This window comes from Amycolatopsis sp. lyj-90 (assembly GCF_046549035.1).
Lineage (GTDB): Bacteria > Actinomycetota > Actinomycetes > Mycobacteriales > Pseudonocardiaceae > Amycolatopsis.
The window spans coordinates 1131014-1152445 of record NZ_JAJPWP010000002.1 but is presented as its reverse complement, the minus strand read 5'-3'; the positions used below and the strand labels follow the sequence as shown (position 1 = coordinate 1152445).

Below are 21432 nucleotides of genomic sequence, written 5' to 3'. Positions count from 1 at the left end.
CGAAGGGAACGCCTCATGACCAGCGCGACGCTCGCGGCCGACAAGTGGTCGGACGCCACCGATTACGCGGTGGCGGCGACCTGGGCCGGTCAGCATGACGCCGCCGTCCTGCTCACGGACGGCAAGAAGGCGCTCGTCGCCGGGGGAGCCGACGCGGCCTCGGTGAGCGTCGGGCAAAGCGCGGTCTACGACTTCGACGCCGGGATGTGGGGGCAGCCCGCGTTGCTGGGCACGGCGAGACAACTGCACGCGCTGACCCCGTTGCCCGGTGGGAAAGCGCTGATCACCGGCGGGATTCCGGCGCCGGGCGGGGCCGCGATCGGCACGGCCGAGATCTACGACCCGGTGGCGAACAAGTGGACGCCGGTGGCGAAGCCGATGCTCAAGGCCCGATGGGGGCACAGTGCCGTCGCGCTCTCGAACGGGCTGGTTCTGATCGCGGGCGGCAGCACGCTCCGGCCGGACGGGAAGGCGATGGCGGTCCGCTGGGCCGAGTTGTTCGATCCGGCCGAAGGCGGGAGCTGGGCCGTGGCCGAGGAGATGACCGACGCCCGCACGGGGCACACCGCGGTGGTGTTGCAGGACGGCAAGAAGGTGCTGGTCTGTGGCGGCACCGCGCCGGTCGGCGGCGCCGACGACCCGGCGCTGGCCTTCTGCGAGCTCTACGACACCGACACCGAGAAGTGGTCGGTGGCGGCCACGATGAAGTTCCCGCGCAGCGGGCACACCGCGACCGCGCTGACCGCGACTTCCGTGCTCGTCGCCGGGGGAACGGCACCGGGAGTGACCCCCGACGGTGCCTTCGATCCCTTCGCCCGCGCCACCGCCGAGGTCTTCCAGCTGAACTCCTCCGGCGGGGTCTGGAGTCAGGCCAAGGCCATGCCGGGCGGCAGGGCGTTCCACCGCGCCGTCCCCGCGGGCGAAGGGAAGGTCGTGCTGCTCGGCGGGGCGGACGACGTCGCGAACGAGGCGGGGTATCGCAGCGCGGTGCGCTACGAGGGCGGCGAATGGACCGCGATGCCCGGATTGGACCGCGGCCGCTGGGGTTTCGCCGCGGTCGCTTCGGGCGCCAAGGTGCTCGTCGCCGGAGGCACCGCCGGTACCGGGCTCGCGATGGCGGCCGGGCAGTCGGGGAAGGCCGAATTGACGAAGTCCGCGGAGAAGTTCGGGAGCGGTTCGTGAGCGCGAACGCCTATTCCTTCCTGCCCTGGCTCCGGACCGGGCTGAGCACACGGATCAAGGGCGAGGTCGCCGGGGCGCGTGCGACGATCCCGGTCGGGCTCAGGCTGACCGGGGACGCGCTCGCCGAGAACGCCGAGGCGCTGCATCGTGAGATCACCAAGCCCGTCCAGCTCTACGGCCCCGGCGACGTCGTGGGGCTGGACCCGCGCGCCGTCTCGCGGACCGAGCCACATCCGTTCGCCGTCAACTTCGAGCCCAACTACCTGGCCCACATCGAGTTCTACGACGAAGACACCCCGTGGCGCTACAGTCCCGCGGCGCCGGACGAGGTGGCGAAACGGCTGGATCCCTGGCTGGCGCTGATCGTGCTGTCCGCGGGAGGCGATTCGGGTCCGGCGGAGTTCAAGGAGGGCGCGGCGACGGAACAGCCGCTGCCCTTCATCACCGTCACGGAGCCGAAGGCGCTGCAACCGTCGGGTGAACTCGGGGCGTGGGCGCACGTCCACGTCAACGGGACGCTCGACGGCAGGATCGCGGTCGACACCCCCGATGACATGAAGCCCTCGCTGGGAGTGCTGAGCGACGTCCTGCGCCGGTCGCCCGACAGCGCGTGTTCACGCGTGCTCTGTCCCCGGCATCTGAAGCCCAGCACCACTTACCACGCCTTCCTGGTTCCGGCGTTCGAGGCGGGGCGCGTCGCCGGGCTCGGTGGCGATCCGAAGGACATCCCGGCGAAGAACCCGAGCTGGACCGCCTCGACGGGCCAGTTGGACCTGCCGTTCTACCACCGCTGGTCGTTCACCACGAGCACGGTCGGCGACTTCGAGTACCTCGTCCGGTTGCTGAAGCCGATCGAGGCGCAGGCGCCGGTCGGCAGGCGCGACATGGACGCGCATCGCTCGCCGGGCTACGCCCTCGAAGGCGTCACCACACCGACGGATCCCCAGGGAGTCCTGAAGCTCGGTGGCGCTTTGCAGTTGCCCAACAGCGACGACAAGCCCGACAAGTACGAGAACTGGGACAACTTCTACGGCACCGACACCTCGGCGACGCCCTATCCGAACCAGTGGCAGCGGTCCCTGGCCGACCTGATCAACCTCGCGGACGCCTATCAGCGGAAAACGCCACAGGCCGCGAACGCCGGAACGGCCGCGGTGGCCGCGGGGACCGATCCGGTGATCACCCCGCCCCTGTACGGCTGCTGGCCGTCGCTGACCCGGACGCTGGTGGAGGACGAGACCGGCAAACCGCGCCCGCCGGACCAGGTCCACAACTGGGTGCACCGGCTCAACCTCGATCCGCGATTCCGGGTCGCCGCGCAGTTCGGCACCAAGGTCGTCCAGGCGCGGCAAGAGGAGTTCATGGCGGCCGCGTGGAACCAGCTCGGCGACATCCAGAAGGCGAACGAGCTCATCCGGGCCGCGCAACTGGCCCGCCAGCTCGGAAAGACGTTGCAGGGCAAGCACATCACTCCGCAGGCGCCGCCGAAAACAGCGGCCGCGGCGGCCGGGCCGGTGTCCGGCCGCGCGCTGACCCTGACCGCGCCCGCGCACGGACGAGTCGTCGGACGCCCGAGGCAGACGGCCTTGGCCGCCGAGCCCGAACTGTTCGCCGTGGGCTACAAGGTGAGCGAGAGTCGGGTCGCGGCGGCACCGATGTCCGCGCCGATGCGCCGGATCACCCGGCCGGGGTCACGACTGAGGAAACGGCTGCTGCGCGAGGGAAGCCAGTACGACCTGCTGGTGGACCGGATCGACCGGAACGAGGTCTTCGCCGCGAAGCCCAAAGGGGCGCCGCCGATCACGTTCAGGATGAGCATGCCGGAGTTCGCGGCAGAGCAGGACGACAGCGACGACAGCGAGGAGACGAAGCGCTACAAGAGCGCCTTGCGCGCGATGCACGACGGCCTTACCGAGACCGCCGCCGGTGACCCCGGCGAAGACCAGCTCGACGTGCTGACCGCCATCGACGACATGCTCGCCGGCCTCCGCGCCGAGAAGACCCTGCTGGAAAGCATGGCGGGGGCGATGAACCTGCCGGAGCGGCTGCGGATCGCGGTGGGCGACCTCGTCGAGATCCTGGCCTATCCGGTGTTCGACATGCCGATGTACGAAGAACTCCTGAAGATGTCGGTGGAGACCTTCGTACCGAACATCGGGCTGCTCCCGGACAATTCGATCACCTTGCTGGAGAACAACCGGCAGTTCATCGAGGCCTATCTCGTCGGGCTCAACCACGAGATGGCGCGGGAGCTGCTGTGGCGCGAGTTCCCGACCGACCAGCGGGGAACGCCGTTCCGTCAGTTCTGGGACCCGCGCACGGTGCCGCTGCGGGCGGGCGAGAGCCGAGAGGCCTGGCGTGAACGGCTGTACGACATCCCGCCGTTGCACCTCTGGGAACCGGCCGCGCGACTGGGCGAGAACAACCCCCGGCAGGCGCCGCCGTCGCCCCCGGAGACGAGACAGCGGAAGGACCTCGTCCTGGTGATCCGCGGCGAGCTTCTCAAGAAGTACCCGAACGCGTCGATCTACGCGCACAAGGCGGTCTGGCCGGTCAAGGACGGCGTCGTGGACAAGAGCGGGGAGCGGACCATCGCCCCGCTTTCGCCGAACGCCCCGCTGGATCCGAACCTCGTGTTGCTGCCGACCTACGAGGCGAAGATCGCCCCGGATCTCTACCTGCTCGGCTTCCCGCTCGAAGACGACGAGGCGCGAGAAGGCGGGGAAGACAAACTCGGCTGGTTCTTCGTCCTCAAGGAGCGCCCCGGCGAGCCGAGGTTCGGGGTGGACGAGCCGCCCAAGGGCGAGCTGCCCGAGGTCGAGGTCTGGAACGACATCACCTGGGGTCACGTGGATCCCAAGCCGGGCGAGACCGGGTTCGTGCGGTTCGACCGGAACGTGACGGTCCGCCTCGGCGACGCGCGCCTGGATCCCGACGACGGCGAAAAGGTGGCCCAGCGCGAAGACGATCTGAACATCGGCGGCTGGGCACCCAGGATCAGCTCCGCCGACGTCGCCTACATCCTTTTCCAGGCCCCGGTCCTGGTGGCCGTGCACGCGGGGGAGATGCTGCCGAATGGCTGAGCTGACGCTCGATTTCCCGGTCCTGCTCGGACCGGTGCGGGTCGAGACCCGGTTCGTCGGCGACGATCTGCTGGTGCGGATCTTCCCCGACGAATGGTCGGTGGACAAGTTCGAAGACAACCTGACCCGTGCCGAACTCGCCGCGCTGGACGCGTACTGGACCACGCTCTGGGCGGTCGGCGACTCCCCGGTGGGGCGGCGGTCCGCGTGGCAGCAGCTCGTCGGACGCGTTCCCGCCGGCCGCGCGGGATGGTTGCTGGGGAAACACAAACCGGCCAACCCCGAGAACCGCCCGACCGGGATTCCCGACGGGCCCGTGCTGGTGGTCGTCACGCCGCAGGCCGTCGCGGCGCAGGACCGCGGGCCGACGGTGACGTACTGGACGGCGGTCCGGAAGGCGCGCGGCGATCGCCGGAAACTGCGGGACGCCGACATCGCCCTGCTCGCCGCGGTCGGAACCGCCAGGGCGAACGCGATCCGCGCCCGGCGTCCGTCCGGTGTGGACAGTGTGCCGTCGAACCCGGTCGAAACCGTCACGGTGGCGTTCCTCGTGCTCACCCCGCCGCCGGAGATCGCCGAAGAGTCATGGACGGTGGCGGCGAAGGCCAAACTGTTGCCGGACCTGTTCACCGTCTACGGCTACGTGGGAGACCAGCGCGTCTTCGCGGTGCCGGGGCGTCCCGTCCAGCCTGATCTCGCCGTCAGCCCGGATCCCGGCGAGACCGGGGAAGACCGGCTGAGAGTCGTCGAGGAGACCGGCGAACTCATCGTCCCCACGGCGCTGAAGTGGCTGGTGGACTTCGAAGCGGCCAAGACGGCGGGTATGGCCGTGCGGATCCCCGCCGAAGTCCTCCCGCCCGGGAACATCGACCGGCTCGTCGTGCTCGGTCTCCGCGAGCAGGCCACTCCACAGGAGTCCGCGGCGGCATGGGGCGAGCTGATCGGGAACCAGTTGCGCACGCCGTCCGGCTTCGGCTTCCTGCCGCAGGGCACGCCGACGAACAACTCCGAAGAGGTCTCCGCGGGCCAGGATCCCCAAGCCGAGGCCGAATCCGGGTTCGCGACCGCGGCGGGGTTCACCGCCGCCGCGGCCGACTGGACCACCAAGACCGACGGCGAGTGGTTCGCCGAACTGCTCGGGCTCGATCCGGCGGTGCTCGCCGGGGTGCCGAACGCCGAGGGCACCGACCGGCGGGACGCCCGCGCGGCTCACACCGCGCTGTGGCCCGCCACCTGGGGCTATTACCTTCCCGCGCTCCTCAATGGCGTCCTGACCGAGGAACAGATCGCGAAGACGCGGCAGTTCTTCCTCGAACACGTGTCGGGGCGGGGACCGCTGCCGGTGGTGAAGATCGGGCGCCAGCCCTACGGAATCCTGCCGACGACGGTGTTCTCCGAACTCGCCTTTCCCGAGACCCTGCCTCATCGCACCGCCTTGAACACCATCCTCAAAGAGGCAGCGAAGGACTGGGACGCCGCGCTCGTACACGTCCAGTACCTCGACTCGGCCGGGGGCGACCCGCACCAGAAGCTGCTGGACATCCTCGCGCTCCATCCGACGTCGGCCGAGTACCACCAGCGGTACGCCCAAAGCGTCGAAGACCTGTCCAGACGCGAGGAACTGGGCGCGAGCGGGCTCCGCGCGGCCGTGGCCGCGGTCGGTGAACCCGTCCGCGAGGTGCTGGCCAGGTTCGGGTACTCGGCCGGTGAACCCGATCTGGCCCGGCGGGTGTTCGCCGAGGAGGTCCGGCTGCTGACGGCACCGGTCGTCGACGACCGGCCACTGTCCGAAGTGGACAAGATCCGGAAGTACGCGGCCGAGGGGAACTACCTGCACTGGCTTGCCCACCACGGGGCGAACGAGCTGGAGACCGTGCGCAAGGAACTCGGATTCATCGACAACCTCCCGCCGTCCGCGCTGCTGTACTCGCTGGCGAGGCACGCGGTGCTGCTCGGCGCGGCCGAGGCGGCGAGGCGGCTCGCCCTGCTGACCCCCGGCGCCGAGGCACCCGACGGGCGGGACGCGCCGTTCATCCACGTCGACCCCTCCGGCGGGCCCAGCGAAAGCCGGTACCACAAGCTCTATTCGACGGATCCGGCGATCGATCCTGAGCGGCCGGTGCACGAGTACCTGCGCACGATCATGGACGCGAGCCCGGCGACGGCGGAGCTGAGCGAACAGCTGAAAGCGGTGAAGGCGCTGGCGGAACTGCCCACCGCGCGGCTGGAGCGGGTGTTCGCCGAGCATCTCGACTGCACCTCCTACCGGCTCGACGCCTGGCGGCTCGGCCTGGTCAACGAGCGGCTGGCCGAGCTGCGGAAGGATCCGGCCGGGGGCGCGCCGAAACGGGGAACGCATCTGGGGGCGTACGGCTGGCTGGAGAACGTCCACCCCGAATCCGGGGCGGAGACGGCACCCCTTCCCGCCGGGCTGCCCGCGATCTTCGGTACCGAAGACCTGCCCCACGACGAGGACAACGGCGGGTTCGTGCACGCGCCGTCACCAGCCCACGCCCGGACGGCCGCGATACTGCGCGCGGGCTTCCTCGCGAACGGCAAGGGACGCAAGGACAGTACGTTCGCGGTGAACCTGAGCTCCGAACGGGTTCGGATCGCACTGTCTCTTTTGGACGGAATGCGGCAGGGGCAGTCTCCCGGCGCCCTGCTGGGGTACCGGTTCGAACGCGGTCTCCACGACGCCCGCGCCGGGCTCGACAAGTTCATCGCCGGGCTGCGGCGGAAGTTTCCCTTGCGGGCCAACAAGATCACCGACACGAAGACGACACCGGGGAGTATCGAACAGGTCGAGGCCCGCAACGTGATCGACGGGCTGGCCCTGCTCCGGCACGTGGACCGTGAAGTGGAACCGTTGCCGAAGGACCAGAAGGTCTACCCGTTCGACTTCACCGATCTCCCCGAGGCGAACGGGGACGAGAAGACGGCGATCGGCGTTCAGCTCGAAGCCCTGCGCAACGCCCACGACGCGCTGGCCGACCTCGTCGTCGCCGAAGGCGCGCATCAAGCCTTGCAGGGCAACGCCGAACGCGCGTCGGCGACGCTGGACTCCTATGCGAAAGGCGGCGTCCTGCCCGAGCCCTCGGTGGTCGAAACGCCGCGCAGCGGGACCACGCTCACCCACCGGTTCGGCCTGCAGTTCACCCCCGGCCTCCGGCCCGATCACGGAGCCCCGTTGCTGGGCAGGAACAATCCGCGCGCCAGGGCTGAACCGGCGGTCAACGCCTGGCTGAGGACGGTCCTGCCGGACGCGGGCTCTGTGGCCGCGCTGGTCACCTGGCTCGACGAACGCGGAAGGCCGCAGAGCCGGGTGGTGAGCCAGGTCGAGGCGGGACTGGAGGCGATCGACCTGCTGTGGGCGGTGCCCCCGGCGCGCAAGGCGGAGACGACCGACCTCGACGACCGGATCCTCGGCGTCGTCGTCGAGAAGTCCCGGCCCCGGCCGGACGCGGCGCTCACGATCGAGTACACCGAACGGGTCGAGGGGAAGGTCAGCTTCTTCGAACTTTCCCCGCTGATCGGCACTCTGCGCTCGTTGCTGACCACGGCCCGGCCGTTGCGGCCGACCGATCTGGTGCCCGGTGCCGGTTCGGCGCCGGTGGACCGCCGCGCCGACGACGAGGTGACCGTCGCCAGGGAACGCCCGGTCGCGGTGCTGGACTCCCTCACCAGGCTGGGCACCGAGGTCACCACTTTCCGCACCGACCTCGGGGAGCTCTACCCGGCGCAGCCGAACCGCGCGGAGATCCTCGAGAACATCGACGACTTCCTCGCCCGGTACGCGAAACTGGCGCGGACCGCGGGCGACTTCGGGCTGGTGATCAGCGGCTGGGGCGAGCTGTCGGTCTGGCGGGGCGGTGTCTTCGCCGCCGTTCTCGCCGCCGTCGCCGCGGTGGCCGAGCGGATGAAGAAGGCGCTGGACACGGCGAACGTCCTGTTCGGGGAGTACGAAAGACTGCCTTCGTCCACATCGGACGCGGAGCGGTTCCGGTTGCTGGAACAGATCGAGCGGCTGATCGTCACGAAGCTCGGAGCCCGTGAGCGGACGCCGTCCTTGCAACGCGGCAGGGTGCGGTCGAACCGCATCGTGTTCGAACGGCGTCTCGGCAGGCTGACCGACTTCGCCGGCACGAGCGAGCCGACGCTGAGCGGGTTGCTCGACGACGTCGCCCGCCAGCTGCCGTTGACCGACATCGACCCGGCGGGCCTCGATCTGAAGCCGTTCGAGGACCAGGTCGTCGCGTATGGCCGGGAACTGCTGACCAGGGCGAAAAAGCTCGAAGCGGACCTCATCGGCGAGAAGGGCCGGAAGAAGACGGCGGAAGACCTGCTGGTGAACGTCCACGACAAGGCCGTCACCCGGCCGGACCGGGTCGCCGCCGCGATCGACGTCCTCGAAGTGCTGCTGGGCGAGGACGTCCTCGTCGTTCCCGAATTCACCCCGCCGGAAGCGGTCCTCGAACAGTGGCGGGACGCCAGGGCCGACAGCGTGGAGCTGGTCGCGCACCTGACGTCGCGTGATCCCGACGTCCTCGAACGCCGCGACTTCCCGGTGGACGACTGGCTGCACGGCATGGCGAGGGTGCGGGAGAAGCCGCGGTTGTGGGAGAAGACCGTGCTGCTCGCCAACGCGCTGCTCGACACCGGCCCTCTCACCTGGGAGGAACCGGCGCTGACCCCGGTCCAGCTGCCCTACGTCGAGAACGATCACTGGCTGGCCATGGAGTTCTTCGATCCGGAGAAGGTGGGCGACCAGCTCGGCCAGGACCGGCTGCTGTTCACCGCGCACTACGCGGCCTCCTTGAACGGCAGAGACCACTGTGGACTGTTGCTGGACGAATGGACCGAGGTGATCCCCGCCGAACGGGAGACGACGGGGATCGCGCTGCACTACGACCGCCCGGATTCCGAGCCGCCGCAGGCGATGCTGCTCGTGGTCCCGCCGGTGCTCGATCCGGAGAAGAGCTGGACGCCGGAACTGCTCGTGGAAGCGATCACGGAGACGTTCCAGCTCGCCAAGACCCGCGCCGTCGAACCGGACCATCTCGACGGCACCCCGCTTTCCCAGCTGCTCCCGGCCGCCGTGCTTTCGGCCGTCCGGGGCGACGTCACCGTCGGCACCGACCTCGCCGTCGCCGACCTGCGCCGGAAGGCCACGCCATGACCGAAGCGCGGAACTTCGCCGACGAGCTGGCCGCCAGGGAAACCCCGGCCGTCGGGGTCTGGAACCGGCTGGAGGGCCGTCCCCGCACGGTCGGCTTCGACCGGGCGCTGCGGGCGGAGGTCCGGGATCCTTTGTGGATGCTCACCCGGCAGTGGCAGCTGGGGGAACTGCGCGGCGCGGACGCGGGCAGCCCGGTCACGGTGACCTACGCGGTGACACCGTCGCGTCCCACCCGGTTCCAGCCGCACGAGGGCACGCCGCGGGAGCTGGCCGTCGACCATCCACTCGAGACCGCCGCGGAACGACGGCTGCCGACACTGGCCTACGGCGCCAGTGGTGACGAGAAGGTCGCCTTCGATCTCCGGCTGGCGATCGGCAGGCAGTGGTTCAAGCTGATGGCGGCCCAGCCTCTGCTTGCCAACCTCTTCAGGATCAGGGAGGACTACGTCAAGCGGTATCCCATCGCCCTGCCCGCTCCCGGCAACCCCGGCGACGTCGCGAAGCTGGCGCATCCCGAGGTCTGGGCGATGATGCAGACGATCGCCGGACGCGCGATGGACGGCCACCTGTTCTACCTGCACCTCAAGGGCGGCGGGAACGCCGAGGACGGCACCGGCCTCCTCGGCGCGCTGCAGCGTGACCTGCTGCGGAAGCTGGGGCGGCGGCTGGTCCGCTGGTACGAGAGCCTGATCGAACGGCCCGCGCCCGCCGACGCGACCTGGGATCCCAGCCGGTTCGAGCACCGGTTCTCGGTGGCCGCGGGGGCACCGGGCGGTGGCGAGAAGAAGCTGTCCGCCAAGGAGTACGAAGGCGGGACCCTGGACTGGCACGCCTTCTCCGTCGACCCGAAGAACCCGCTCGGTGGCACGAAACCGCCGGAGCCGACGCTGACCAGGACCGTGTTCCCCGCCCCGGTGCGCTATTCCGGGATGCCGCTGCCGCGCTGGTGGGCGCAGGAGGACGGGAAGACGAACTTCGCCGCCGTCCGGACGGACAGCACCGATCTCGCGCGGCTGGTCTTCCTGGAGTTCGCGCTGGTCTTCTCCAACGACTGGTACCAGGTGCCGTGCGATCTGCCCGCCGGCACGCTCGCGAAGGTCACGGGCATGGTCGTCACGGACGTGTTCGGGCAGAAGCAGGCGATCACCCCGGCGGGCGCGGGGCCCGACCAGGACTGGCGCCGGTGGTCGATGTTCACCTTGGACACCATCGGCGACGACGACGTCCAGGCGGACACCGATCTGCTGCTCCCGCCGAGTGTGCCGAAGGTGACCGAGGGTCCCGCGCTGGAGGAGGTCCTGCTGATCCGCGACGAGGCCGCGAACATGGTCTGGGGGATCGAGCAGACCGTCACCACGCCGATCGGGGAGCCCCGCCGCGGAAGCGAGGCGGCCGCCGAGGTCGTCACGTTCCGGCGACGGCTGGCCGAGGCCACCGAGGCGGCCGACGCCGATCCGCCGCGCGCACCGATCTCGTACGTCCTGATGAACACCGTGCCGGAGCACTGGATCCCGTTCATCCCGGTGCACGAACCCGGCGACCACCGCGAGATCCGGTTGCAGCGCGCGGCGATGCCCGGCGTCGTGGACCAGAAGCCGGTGGAGCCGAGGACGACGTTGCTGCGGCCGGGGCTCGACCAGCCGCAACCCGGTCAGAAACCGCAGTACTTCGTCAACGAGGAAGAGGTGACCCAGGCGGGCACGCGGCTTTCGGTCGCCTACAACCGGACACGCTGGCGTGACGGCCGCGTCGTCGTCTGGCTCAGCGCGCGGCGCGGCGTCGGCAGGGGAGAGGGCTCCAGCGGGCTGGCCTTCGACCAGCTCGTGGACACGCCGCTGCCCCCGGCCCCCTGAAGCGCGTGAAGGCCCCCTTCCCTCGGCTGAACAGAGGGAAGGGGGCCTTCACGCGGGAAAGCGATCAGCCGTTGGCGGCGATGTCCGCGAGGACCGCGGCGATGGTGCGGACCGGGACGCCGGTGCCGCCCTTGCCGGTGTAGCCCCACACCCCGGCGGTGTTGAACGACGGGCCCGCGATGTCGATGTGCGCCCAGGGCAGGCCGTCGGCGACGAACTCGCGCAGGAAGACACCCGCGGCGAGCATGCCGCCCCAGCGGTGCCCGGTGACGTTGGCCAGGTCGGCCAGGCGCGAGTCGAGGTCGGCGCGCAGCTCTTCCGGCAGCGGCATGGCCCAGCCGCCTTCACCGGTCGCCTGCGCGATCGAAGCGACGCGGTCGCGGAACTCGTCCGAGCCCATGACGCCCGCGGTGCGGTTGCCCAGCGCGACGACCTGCGCGCCGGTCAGCGTCGAGGTCTCGATCAGGTAGTCGGGGTTCTCCTCGCCCGCGCGCACGATCGCGTCGGCCAGCACGAGGCGGCCTTCGGCGTCGGTGTTGAGCACCTCGACGGTCTTGCCGCCGTACATGCTGAGCACGTCGCCCGGCCGGTACGAGGTGGCCGAGGGCAGGTTCTCCGCCAGCGGGATGTGCGCGACGACCTCGAGCGGGTACTTCAGCTTCGCGGCCAGCACCACGGAGGCGAGCACGGCGGCCGCGCCCGACATGTCCGAGGTCATGTGGTCCATGTTCGCGGCGGGCTTGATCGAGATGCCGCCCGAGTCGAAGGTGATGCCCTTGCCGACCAGCGCGACCTTCTTCGACGCCTTCGCCGGCTTGTAGGCGAGGCGCAGCAGGCGCGGCTGCCGCGAGGAACCGCCGCCGACGCCGAGGATGCCGCCGAAGCCCTTGCGCTTGAGGGCCTTCTCGTCGAGGACCTCGAACTCGAGGTTGTTCGCCTCGGCCAGGGTCTTCGCGCGGTCGGCGAAGGAGGCCGGGAACAGGTCGTTCGGCGGGGTGTTGATCAGGTCGCGGGCGATGATCACCGACTCCGCGATCAGGGTGGCGGCCTTCAGCGTCGCCTTGTGGTCCTTGGCGGTGCCCTCTTCGGGGCTCACGAAGTCGACCTTCGCGACCGGGCCGTCGCCCTTTTCGGAGCGGTACTCGGTGAAGGAGTACGCGCCGAGCGCGGTGCCCTCGACGGCGGCCTGCAGGTCGATCGCCGACAGCGTGACGAACGCGCGCTCGGTCCCGTTCAGCGCCCGCGCGGCGGCACCGGCACCCCGGCGGACCTGCTCGGCGGTGACGCCGTCCGCGCCCGCCTTGCCGAGGCCGACGGCCAGCACGACACCGGCGGACAGCTTGCCCAGCGTCGGTACCTTGACGACCTCGTCGGCCTTGCCGGACGCGCCGAGCGTGCCGAGGACGTCGGCGAGCTTGCCGTCGAAGGCGGCATCGGCAACGGAGGAGCCGGCGGCGAGCGCCAGGCCGTCCTCGCCCTGCAGGGTTCCGATGACGACGACGTCGGCGCGCGTCTTGGCAAGCGCCGCTTCGGCGTTCTCGGTCAGGGCAAGCTTCGGCACGGTCACTTCTGGCTCCTCGCGCGTTCGCGGTGGTACCGGGCGTCCGCCCGGTTGGATCGTGAGCCATGCTAATGACAGTCGGACCTGGGGTAACAGCGGGGCCGACCGGGTCACTCGATCTACGGCAAGGGAGACGGCGTGCGGCTGGCGGGCGGTCTGCTCATCGCACTCGCGGTGGGTACCTCCGGAGCGGACTACTGGGTTCTTCTCGCCGCCGTGGTCGCGGCCGTGCTCGCCGTCGCGGCCGAGGCACTGCTGCCGCCGGTGGGGGACACCCGGCCCGAGCGGATCGTGGGCTCCGTTTCACGGCTGGGCCTGGTCCTGGTCTTCGCGACGACGTTCGGGCAGTACCTCTTCCCGTCCGCGCCGGGAGCCGCCGCCGCGGTGTTCGCCGTCGTGGTGGCCGTGGCCGATCTGGCCGGCGTCCGCCTCGGTGACTACGCCGCCCGTTGGGTCACCGGTCTGCTGCTGGCCGCGGCCGCCTCCCTGGTCGCGATCTGCGTCGGCATCCCGCCGCTGGCGCAGTTCATCGCGCCGGATCCGCCGTCCGTGCCCGGTCTCGGCTTCGCGGTGCTGGTGCTGCTGCCGTTCCTGCTGCCCCGCCGTCCCGGCGCCGGCCGCGCGGCCGCGGTGGGCGCCGTGGCCGTGGCGATCATCGCCGTCGCCCTCTACCAGCTGGGACCGGTCCGGCTGGGGCTTTCGGCGACGTCGTTCCGCGAACTCCTCGCCGCGGCGGACGCGGTCTCGCTGCTGCCGGTGCTGACCGTGGCGGTCGCGGTGGCGACCGTGCCGGTCGCGGTGGACGCCTTCACCGACGGCCGGGAGCGCCTTTCCCCGGAACGTCCGAAGGCGACACTCGCTTGTGGACTGATCGTGGCCGTCGCGGCGGCCTTCGCTGGGCCGGTCGTGGCCCTCGGGCTCGCGGGAGTGGGAACGCTCGCCGAACTGGTTCTGCGGGTCCGCGCCCGTGGGTACCGTTCAAGGCGTGCGTGATCCCCAATGGACCCCGGGTGACACGGTCGTCGAACGGTTCCTGCGACCGGACGGTTCGATCGGCCAGCATCACCCGCTGCGCGTCATCGCCGACGACGGCACCGTGCTGCTCGGCTGGCTTCCCGCGGACACCCCGATCATCGGCAGCAGGCTCGCCGACGGGCGGCTCTTCCGCGAGGCGCCGCTCGAGGAGCGGTTCCGGGTGGAGAGGGTGCGCGTGCCCGACTTCTGGCGCGACACCTCGACGCTGCGCCGGATCGCCGACGACGAATGGTCGTCGGTCTGGTGGTTCTTCGACGCCGAAGGCCACTTCCTGAACTGGTACGTCAACCTCGAGGTCCCGCTGGGGCGCACGCCGTCCGGGCCGGACCGGATCGACGGCATCCTCGACGTCGCCGTCGAGCCCGGCGGACGCTGGCAATGGAAGGACGAGGACGAGGCCGAAGAAGCCGTCCTCGCGGGCCGCATCACGGCAGGACAGCTGAGCCGGCTGCGCGCCGAGGGCGAGCGGATCGGGGCACTCGCGGACGCCGGGCGCTTCCCCTTCGACGGGACGTGGACCGACTTCCGGCCGGACCCGGACTGGCCCGCGCCCGGCCTCCCCGACGGGTTGCTCTAGCTCACCTGCAGGAGCAGGAGCAGCACGAGCGCGACGTTGATCACCGTGAGGATGACCACCGACTTGGTGGACAGCTCGCGCGGGAACACCTTGCCGTGGATCTGGCGCCACCAGAAGACGCCGAAGCCGCCGGCGACCAGGCCGAGGAACGCGCCGAAGCCACTTTCCAGCAGGGCCCAGCCGTCCATCATCAGTACGCCGACGCCGAAGGTCAGCAGTACCGCCGTCGCGAACGTCTTGACGTCGGTCGCCCGGCCAGGGGTGGCGGACTTGGCCGGGTGGGCGGGCTGCATCGGGTTTACCGTCACGCCACCCATCCTAGGGGCGAGCGGCCCCGCGTGTTCGTCCCGACGGACAGATCGCGTGAGGTAAAGATATGCGGACGTCCGACTAACGTGGGTCCGACCAAGCGTTATCGTCTAGGCATGACGACCACGACGCAGTTCGCCCACCTCCCGCACTCGAGCCCCGCGAGCCCGGAACGCGTCGCGGACGTACTGGCGGCACCCGGTTTCGGGCTGCATTTCACCGACCACATGGTGACCGTGAAATGGAGCGCCGAGCAGGGCTGGCACGACGCGACCGTCGGGCCGTACGCGCCCCTCACCCTCGACCCGGCGACCTCCGTGCTGCACTACGGCCAGGCGATCTTCGAGGGCCTCAAAGCGTACCGCCAGCCGGACGGCACCATCGCCGCGTTCCGGCCCGACGCGAACGCGATCCGGTTCCGTAACTCCGCCGAGCGACTGGCCATGCCGCAGCTGCCGGTGGAGGTCTTCCTCGACTCGATCCGCGAACTCCTCGCCGTCGACAGCCGCTGGGTCCCGACGAAGCCGGGCGAGTCGCTGTACCTGCGGCCCTTCATGATCTCCACCGAAGCCGGGCTGGGCGTCAACCGCCCCGCGAACGAGTACCTCTACGCGCTGATCGGCTCGCCCGCGGGCTCGTACTTCTCCGGCGGCGTCAAGCCGGTGAGCGTCTGGCTCTCGACCGAGTACGTGCGCGCGGTCCCCGGCGGCACCGGCGAGGCCAAATGCGCCGGGAACTACGCGGCGTCGTTCGTGGCGCAGGCGCAGGCCGTGGCCAAGGGCTGCGACCAGGTCGTGTGGCTCGACGCGGTCGAGCGGCGCTGGGTCGAGGAGATGGGCGGGATGAACCTGTTCTTCGTCTTCGGCTCCGGTGACGAGGCCCGCGTCGTGACCCCGGAACTGACCGGTTCGCTGCTGCCGGGCGTGACCCGCAAGTCGCTGCTGGAGCTGGCGAAGTCGTTCGGGCACCAGGTCGAGGAGCGGCGCATCTCCACCGACGAGTGGGAGAAGGCGGCGGCTTCCGGCGAGCTGACCGAGGTGTTCGCCTGCGGGACCGCGGCGGTCATCACGCCGGTCGGGCACGTGAAGCACGCGGGCGGCGAGTTCTCCGTGGCCGGCGGGCAGCCCGGTGAGCTGACGATGAAGCTGCGCGGCGCGCTGACCGGCATCCAGGAGGGCACCCGCCCCGCGCCGGAAGGCTGGATGTACCCGCTGGGCTGACGTCCGCTCCCGTCCGGAGCCCCCTCACCGACGCTATGAAAGGCCCGTTACTTGCAAAATTTGCAAGTAACGGGCCTTTCCTGTCACGCGCGGGGCGGCCCGAACCGCAACTAGAGGACTAAACGCGGCGGAGGAGGGTCAGGAAGCGGGTGCCTCGATCAGCGGACCGCTCACCCCGGCCTGCTCGTGCGTCGCCATCTCCGCGAGCACCCGCGTCGCCATGAACACCAGCGGCAGCGCCGCGACGGCGCCCGTCCCCTCGCCGAGGCGCACGTCCAGATCCAGGATCGGCTCCAGGTCGAGGTGCTCCAGCGCCAGCGCGTGCGCGGGTTCGCCGCCGCGCTGGCCCGCGGTCCACCACTGCCGCGCGCCGGGGACGAGCTCCTCGGCGACCAGCGCGGCCGCGGCGGCGACCAGGCCGTCCAGGATCACCGGCGTCTTCCGCAGCGAGGCCTGCGCGAGGAAGCCCGCCATCGCGGCGATGTCGGCGCCGGCGGCGGTGCGCAGCAGCGCGACCGGGTCGGCCAGCACGGTCCTCGCCCGCCGCAGCGCGTCACGGACCGCCGCGGCCTTGCGCATCCAGGCGTTGTCGTCGATCCCCGAACCGCGGCCGACGACGGCCACCGGTTCGCTGCCGGTCAGCGCCGCGATCAGCACCGAGGCCGGGGTGCTGTTCCCGATCCCGAGGTCGCCCGCGATGAGCAGGTCGGCCCCGCCGTCGACCTCGGCGTCGGCGATCGCCCGTCCCGCGCGGACGGCGGCACGAGCCTCTTCGTCGGTCAGCGCGTCCTCGACGTCGATCGAGCCGGACCCGCGCCGCACCTTGTACTCGCCGATCGACCGGGTGGCGGGGGCGTCGGTGTCGACGGCCATGTCGACGACCCGGACGCTCGCGCCCGCCGAAGCCGCCAGCACGTTGATGGCCGCGCCGCCGGTCAGCATGCTGCCGACGAGTTGCGCGGTGACCTCGCCCGGGTACGCCGAGACGCCCTTGGCCGCGACGCCGTGGTCTCCGGCGAACACCACGACCCTGGGCCGCGTGAACGGCCGAGGCGGCGACTGGCCCTGGCAGGCCGCGACCCACACGCCCAGTTCTTCGAGCCTGCCGAGCGACCCGGCGGGCTTGATCAGTTTGGAGTGCAGGGCGATCGCCGCCGAGCGCGCGTGTTCATCTGGCTGCTCGACTTCGGCGAACTCGAGGATTTCGTCTTCCAACGCCCTGCCCCTTCGGATCACTTCGGTGGCCGGACCCAACCTACCGACCCGCCTGTGCCAGAGTTGCCTGTGGCTCAGACGAAGGCCGCCGGGGTGGTGCTCGCGAGCGGAGCGGGCACCCGGGTCGGCGCCAAGCTCAACAAGGTCTACCTGCCGGTGGCGGGCAGGCGCGTGGTCGCGTGGTCGCTCGGCGCGTTCGCCCGCGTGCCCGGGATCGACGTGCTCGTGCTGGTCATCCGGCCACAGGACACCGAACTCGCGCAAGAGGTACTCGCCTCGCATCCGGGTGAAGTCGAACTCGTGCACGGCGGCGCGACGCGCCAGGGTTCGGAGCTGAACGCCTTGCGCCACTTGACTTCCCGCATCGAGAGCGGCGAGATCGACGCGGTACTGCTGCACGACGCGGCCCGTCCGCTCGTCACGCCGGAACTGATCGCGGACGTCCTCGCCGACACGCGGCGGTACGGGGGAGCGGTGCCGGGGATCGCGGCCGACGACATCGTGCGCGTGGACGGTGACACCGTTTCCGGCGCGCTGCCCGGCGCGATCCGGGTGCAGACGCCGCAGGGTTTCCGCGCCGCCCCGTTGCTCGAGGCGTACGAAACGGCCGAGCGTGAGGGTTTCGTCGGCACGGACACGTCTTCGTGCATGGAAAGGTTCTCCGCGCTGCCGGTGCGGTGGGTTCCGGGCAGCGCGGAGAACCTCAAGATCACCTACCCGCACGACCTCGTTGTCGCCGAGCAGGTGATCGGCCGCGGTTAGGGATCTCCCTGGTCGGGCTTGGGGGTCCCGTTGGCGGGCAGGATGGTGACCGGCTGGCGCGCTTCCATCGGGATCACGCAGTCCGGATGTGGTTGCAGCAGTTGGATCGGCGCGGCGGCGTCGCCGGGCGGGGGGATGGTGAGCACCGCGCGCAGGGTCCAGTCGGCCGTCGAGTGGTACTGCCACGAGACGAGCGCCGGACGGAAGACGTCCGTGTCGGGAAGGGTGGTGACCCGGAAAGCGGAGGCTCGTTCCTCGCCGCGCAGGACGAGGACGTCGGCGCAGGTGTCCCACTGGAACACCGCGGCACAGACCTCCGGTTCCTCCCGGGGACCGAAGATGTAGACGACCCACCGGCGTCTTCGAAGCTCTTCGAGCAGTTCGTCGATGCTCAGATGGTTCATCGAGCCCCCCAACGGGTTTCGGGAACTCTGCGGAGAGTAACAGGTGTACTAGAGCACCGTCCAGAATGTGTACTAGTACGTAATAATGGGGTGTGAGCAGGATCCTTGGTGCTCGCCCATTGGTGTGCTAGAACGCTTGTGCGCACCGCGCGACCTTGTGAGGAGTCACCTTGCCCGCCGTCGACCGACCCGAACCGCCATACCTCCAGATCGCGGGAAACATCCGCGACGACATCGTTTCGGGCAGGCTCAAGGAAGGTGACGCGGTCCCGTCCGCGCGTGAGATCGCCAGAAACTGGAACGTCGCGATGGCGACCGCGATGAAGGTGCTCTCGACGCTCCGGGCCGAAGGTCTGGTGCGCGCGGTACGCGGGATCGGGACAGTGGTGCAGACCAGATCGCTCCACCGCTCCGCGCACGATCGGACGATCTCGATCGCGCGAACCGGCAAGGTCTATCCACCGGGCCACTACGCGAAAATCCGTGAGGCCGGGCTCGTCCCGGCGCCGGACCGGGTGGCGGGCGCGCTCGGCATCGAAGAGGGTTCTCCCGTGATCCGGCGGCGCCGGACCACGTACACGGGACAGGAACAGCCGGTGTCGACGTCGGTCTCGTGGTTCGAAGGCGCTGTCGCGGCCAAAGCGCCGCTGCTGTTCGAGCCGGTGCGGATCGTCGAAGGCACGGTGAAATACGTCGCGGACCGGACAGGCCGGGTTCTCGCGTCGACGCAGACTCAGCACGCCGCGGGGCTGGCGGGTGCCGAGGACGCGGCGGAACTCGGCGTGGCCGAAGGTTCGGCGATCTTGTTGAGCCGTAACAGGTTTCTCTCCGCGGAGGGCGACGTGCTGGAGTACGGCGAATCAGCGGCGCTGCCGGACCACTGGGTTTTCTACGAATACAACATCGAGGACGGGGCATGAAGCACATTCACGCGGGTAAGGTGCGGGACCTTTACGAAATCGACGGCGACATTCTGCTCGTCGCGTCGGATCGCGTTTCGGTCTACGACGTCTCGCTGCCGACCCCGATTCCGGACAAGGGCGCGCTGCTGAACCAGCTTTCCGCCTGGTGGTTCGAAAAGATGGCCGGCGTCGTGCCGAACCACGTCGTCTCCACGACGGACGTCCCCGCCGAATTCGCGGGCCGTGCCACCCGGTGCAAACCGCTGAAGATGATCCAGGTCGAATGCATCGCGCGCGGTTATCTCACCGGTCTCGGCATGCGCGAATATCAGCGTGACGGCAAGGTTTCGGGCGTCGAACTGCCCGCCGGTCTCATCGAGGCCGACAAACTGCCCGAGCCGATCTTCACGCCCACCACGAAGATCTCCGACACCGGCCACGACGAGTTCATGACCTTCGCCGACGTCGTGAACGACATCGGCAAGGAGACCGCGGACCGCATCCGCGACCTGACGCTCGAGGTCTATACCAAGGGCGCGGAGCACGCCGCGAAGAACGGCATCATCATCGCCGACACCAAGATCGAATTCGGTTTCGACGCCGACGGTGTGCTGACGCTCGGGGACGAGGTCCTCACGTCCGACTCGTCGCGGTTCTGGCCCGCCGACGACTACGAGCCGGGCCGGACGCAGCACGCGTTCGACAAGCAGTTCGTCCGCGACTGGTCCGCGAGCACCGGCTGGGACAAGACGCCGCCCGGCCCCGCCATCCCGGACGAGATCGTCGAGGCGACCCGCAAGCGCTACACCGAGGTCTACGAGAGGATCACCGGGAAGACCTGGGTTCCCGGCGGTGGCCATGCCTGAACAGCAGGTCTACGACCCGTACCGGTTGATCGACGACGTCGAGGGCCTGCTGATCCAGCGGGGTCACCGGCCGGAACGTCTCGACGGCCGGACGGGTGATCGGGTCGCCGGTGCGAGCAGGTTGTTGCGGGGCTTGGGAATAGACCCCCTGCGCGCCCCCGGCGACGCCCTCGATCTCGATGGTCAGATCGCGTACCAGTCACGGGTACACGGCGACTGAAGCAAGCAGTCGACTAATTGCGGGAAGATCGTCCGCAATTAGTCGACTGCTTGCGGTGCGTCAGGGGCTGCGGGTGAGGGTGGGGTCGGTCTCGACGACGCCGTCGAGCGCCTCGTCGATCGCGGTCAGCAGATCCGCGTCCAGCTTCACGCCGGCCGCCTTCCCGTTCTCGTGCACCTGCTCCGGCCGCGAAGCGCCGATGATCGCCGAAGCGACGTTCGGGTTCTGAAGCACCCACGCCACGGCCAGCTGCGCCAGCGACAGGCCCGCCTTGTCCGCGATCGGCTGCAGCCGCTGGACGCGCTCGAGGACGTCGTCGTTGAGGAAGCGGGCGACCATGTTGGCGCCGCCCTTCTCGTCCGTCGCGCGGGAGCCCGCGGGCAGCGGCTGACCGGGCTTGTACTTGCCGGTGAGCACGCCCTGCGCGATCGGCGACCAGACGATCTGGCTGAGGCCCTCGCGCTCGGACGCCGGGACGACCTGTGCCTCGATGACCCGCCACAGCGCGTTGTACTGCGGCTGGTTCGAGATGAGCGGCACCTTCAGTTCCCGCGCGATCGCGGCGCCCTGGGTGATCTGCTCGGCGGTCCACTCCGAGACGCCGACGTAGAGCACCTTGCCCTGGCGGACGAGGTCGGCGAAGGCGAGGAAGGTCTCCTCGAGCGGGACGGTCCGGTCGAAGCGGTGTGCCTGGTACAGGTCGACGTAGTCGGTGCCGAGCCGCTTCAGCGACGCGTTCGCCGACTCGATGACGTGCTTGCGGCCGAGTCCCTGGTCGTTGGGACCCTTCGGGCCGGTCGGCCAGTAGACCTTGGTGAAGATCTCCAGGCTTTCGCGCCGCAGGCCCTTCAGGCCGCGGCCGAGCACCGATTCGGCGGCCGTGTTCGCGTAGGCGTCGGCGGTGTCGAACGTGGTGATGCCGACGTCGAGCGCCGCCTTGATGCAGGCGTGCGCCTGGTCCTCTTCGACCTGGGACCCGTGGGTGAGCCAGTTGCCGTACGCGATCTCACTGACATTGAGGCCGCTGCGGCCCAGTCGTCGAAACTCCATGGGCGCGACTCTAC

The 21432-nt window shown here is 70.1% G+C and carries 16 protein-coding genes; 11 read left to right on the top strand and 5 right to left on the bottom strand.

Features of this window, described 5'->3' with window-relative positions; genetic code table 11:
* Positions 1-15 precede the first annotated feature (15 nt).
* The 4 genes from ACLJPX_RS11255 to ACLJPX_RS11240 are packed head-to-tail and all read left to right on the top strand — an operon-like array spanning position 16 to position 11297.
* The gene (locus tag ACLJPX_RS11255; RefSeq protein WP_410599993.1) at positions 16-1182 is read left to right on the top strand and encodes a Kelch repeat-containing protein; all 1167 of its coding nucleotides are present in this window, start codon (positions 16-18) and stop codon (positions 1180-1182) included.
* The gene (locus tag ACLJPX_RS11250) at positions 1179-4265 is read left to right on the top strand and encodes a hypothetical protein (RefSeq protein ID WP_410599992.1); all 3087 of its coding nucleotides are present in this window, start codon (positions 1179-1181) and stop codon (positions 4263-4265) included. The genes ACLJPX_RS11255 and ACLJPX_RS11250 overlap by 4 nt, the downstream gene beginning before the upstream one ends.
* Entirely contained in the window at positions 4258-9444 is a 5187-nt protein-coding gene (locus ACLJPX_RS11245) for a hypothetical protein (protein WP_410599991.1), read from the top strand. Before ACLJPX_RS11250 ends, ACLJPX_RS11245 begins: the two co-directional genes overlap by 8 nt.
* Positions 9441-11297 carry a hypothetical protein gene (locus ACLJPX_RS11240; protein WP_410599990.1) on the top strand — a complete coding sequence of 619 codons (1857 nt, stop codon included), beginning with the start codon at positions 9441-9443 and terminating at the stop codon, positions 11295-11297. The genes ACLJPX_RS11245 and ACLJPX_RS11240 overlap by 4 nt, the downstream gene beginning before the upstream one ends.
* Before the next feature lie 64 nt (positions 11298-11361).
* On the opposite strand, the gene ACLJPX_RS11235 is transcribed toward ACLJPX_RS11240, so the two are convergent.
* Positions 11362-12864, bottom strand: coding sequence for a leucyl aminopeptidase (locus ACLJPX_RS11235; protein ID WP_410599989.1), 1503 nt, complete (start codon positions 12862-12864; stop codon positions 11362-11364).
* A gap of 132 nt (positions 12865-12996) precedes the next feature.
* Here ACLJPX_RS11235 and ACLJPX_RS11230 point away from each other — a divergent pair, with 132 nt between their 5' ends.
* Positions 12997-13851, top strand: a complete 855-nt coding sequence (locus tag ACLJPX_RS11230) for a hypothetical protein (RefSeq protein WP_101609511.1) — start codon at positions 12997-12999, stop codon at positions 13849-13851.
* Positions 13844-14470, top strand: a complete 627-nt coding sequence (locus ACLJPX_RS11225; protein ID WP_101609510.1) for a DUF402 domain-containing protein — start codon at positions 13844-13846, stop codon at positions 14468-14470. The genes ACLJPX_RS11230 and ACLJPX_RS11225 overlap by 8 nt, the downstream gene beginning before the upstream one ends.
* Here ACLJPX_RS11225 and ACLJPX_RS11220 read toward each other — a convergent pair.
* On the bottom strand, positions 14467-14778 hold the full coding sequence (locus tag ACLJPX_RS11220) for a hypothetical protein (RefSeq protein WP_410599988.1): 312 nt from the start codon (positions 14776-14778) through the stop codon (positions 14467-14469). The genes ACLJPX_RS11225 and ACLJPX_RS11220 overlap by 4 nt on opposite strands.
* Positions 14779-14895: 117 nt before the next feature.
* Between ACLJPX_RS11220 and ACLJPX_RS11215 the strand changes: the two genes are divergently transcribed.
* Positions 14896-15999: a branched-chain amino acid aminotransferase gene (locus tag ACLJPX_RS11215; protein ID WP_101609509.1), complete on the top strand. Its 1104-nt coding sequence runs from the start codon at positions 14896-14898 to the stop codon at positions 15997-15999.
* A gap of 138 nt (positions 16000-16137) precedes the next feature.
* On the opposite strand, the gene cobT is transcribed toward ACLJPX_RS11215, so the two are convergent.
* Complete coding sequence (cobT, locus tag ACLJPX_RS11210) at positions 16138-17214, bottom strand: nicotinate-nucleotide--dimethylbenzimidazole phosphoribosyltransferase (protein WP_101609508.1); 1077 nt, start codon at positions 17212-17214, stop codon at positions 16138-16140.
* Positions 17215-17307: 93 nt separating this feature from the next.
* Between cobT and ACLJPX_RS11205 the strand changes: the two genes are divergently transcribed.
* Entirely contained in the window at positions 17308-17976 is a 669-nt protein-coding gene (locus ACLJPX_RS11205; protein WP_410600049.1) for a 2-C-methyl-D-erythritol 4-phosphate cytidylyltransferase, read from the top strand.
* On the opposite strand, the gene ACLJPX_RS11200 is transcribed toward ACLJPX_RS11205, so the two are convergent.
* On the bottom strand, positions 17973-18380 hold the full coding sequence (locus tag ACLJPX_RS11200; RefSeq protein WP_410599987.1) for a hypothetical protein: 408 nt from the start codon (positions 18378-18380) through the stop codon (positions 17973-17975). The two genes, ACLJPX_RS11205 and ACLJPX_RS11200, sit on opposite strands and share 4 nt — an antisense overlap.
* A 170-nt stretch (positions 18381-18550) precedes the next feature.
* Between ACLJPX_RS11200 and ACLJPX_RS11195 the strand changes: the two genes are divergently transcribed.
* The 3 genes from ACLJPX_RS11195 to ACLJPX_RS11185 are packed head-to-tail and all read left to right on the top strand — an operon-like array spanning position 18551 to position 20368.
* Positions 18551-19300 carry a GntR family transcriptional regulator gene (locus tag ACLJPX_RS11195; protein ID WP_410599986.1) on the top strand — a complete coding sequence of 250 codons (750 nt, stop codon included), beginning with the start codon at positions 18551-18553 and terminating at the stop codon, positions 19298-19300.
* Positions 19297-20148, top strand: a complete 852-nt coding sequence (locus tag ACLJPX_RS11190) for a phosphoribosylaminoimidazolesuccinocarboxamide synthase (RefSeq protein WP_410599985.1) — start codon at positions 19297-19299, stop codon at positions 20146-20148. Before ACLJPX_RS11195 ends, ACLJPX_RS11190 begins: the two co-directional genes overlap by 4 nt.
* Entirely contained in the window at positions 20141-20368 is a 228-nt protein-coding gene (locus ACLJPX_RS11185; RefSeq protein WP_039795309.1) for a hypothetical protein, read from the top strand. The genes ACLJPX_RS11190 and ACLJPX_RS11185 overlap by 8 nt, the downstream gene beginning before the upstream one ends.
* A gap of 60 nt (positions 20369-20428) precedes the next feature.
* On the opposite strand, the gene ACLJPX_RS11180 is transcribed toward ACLJPX_RS11185, so the two are convergent.
* Positions 20429-21418 (bottom strand): aldo/keto reductase family protein, encoded by a 990-nt coding sequence (locus tag ACLJPX_RS11180; protein ID WP_410599984.1) that lies wholly within the window; start codon positions 21416-21418, stop codon positions 20429-20431.
* Positions 21419-21432: the final 14 nt, after the last annotated feature.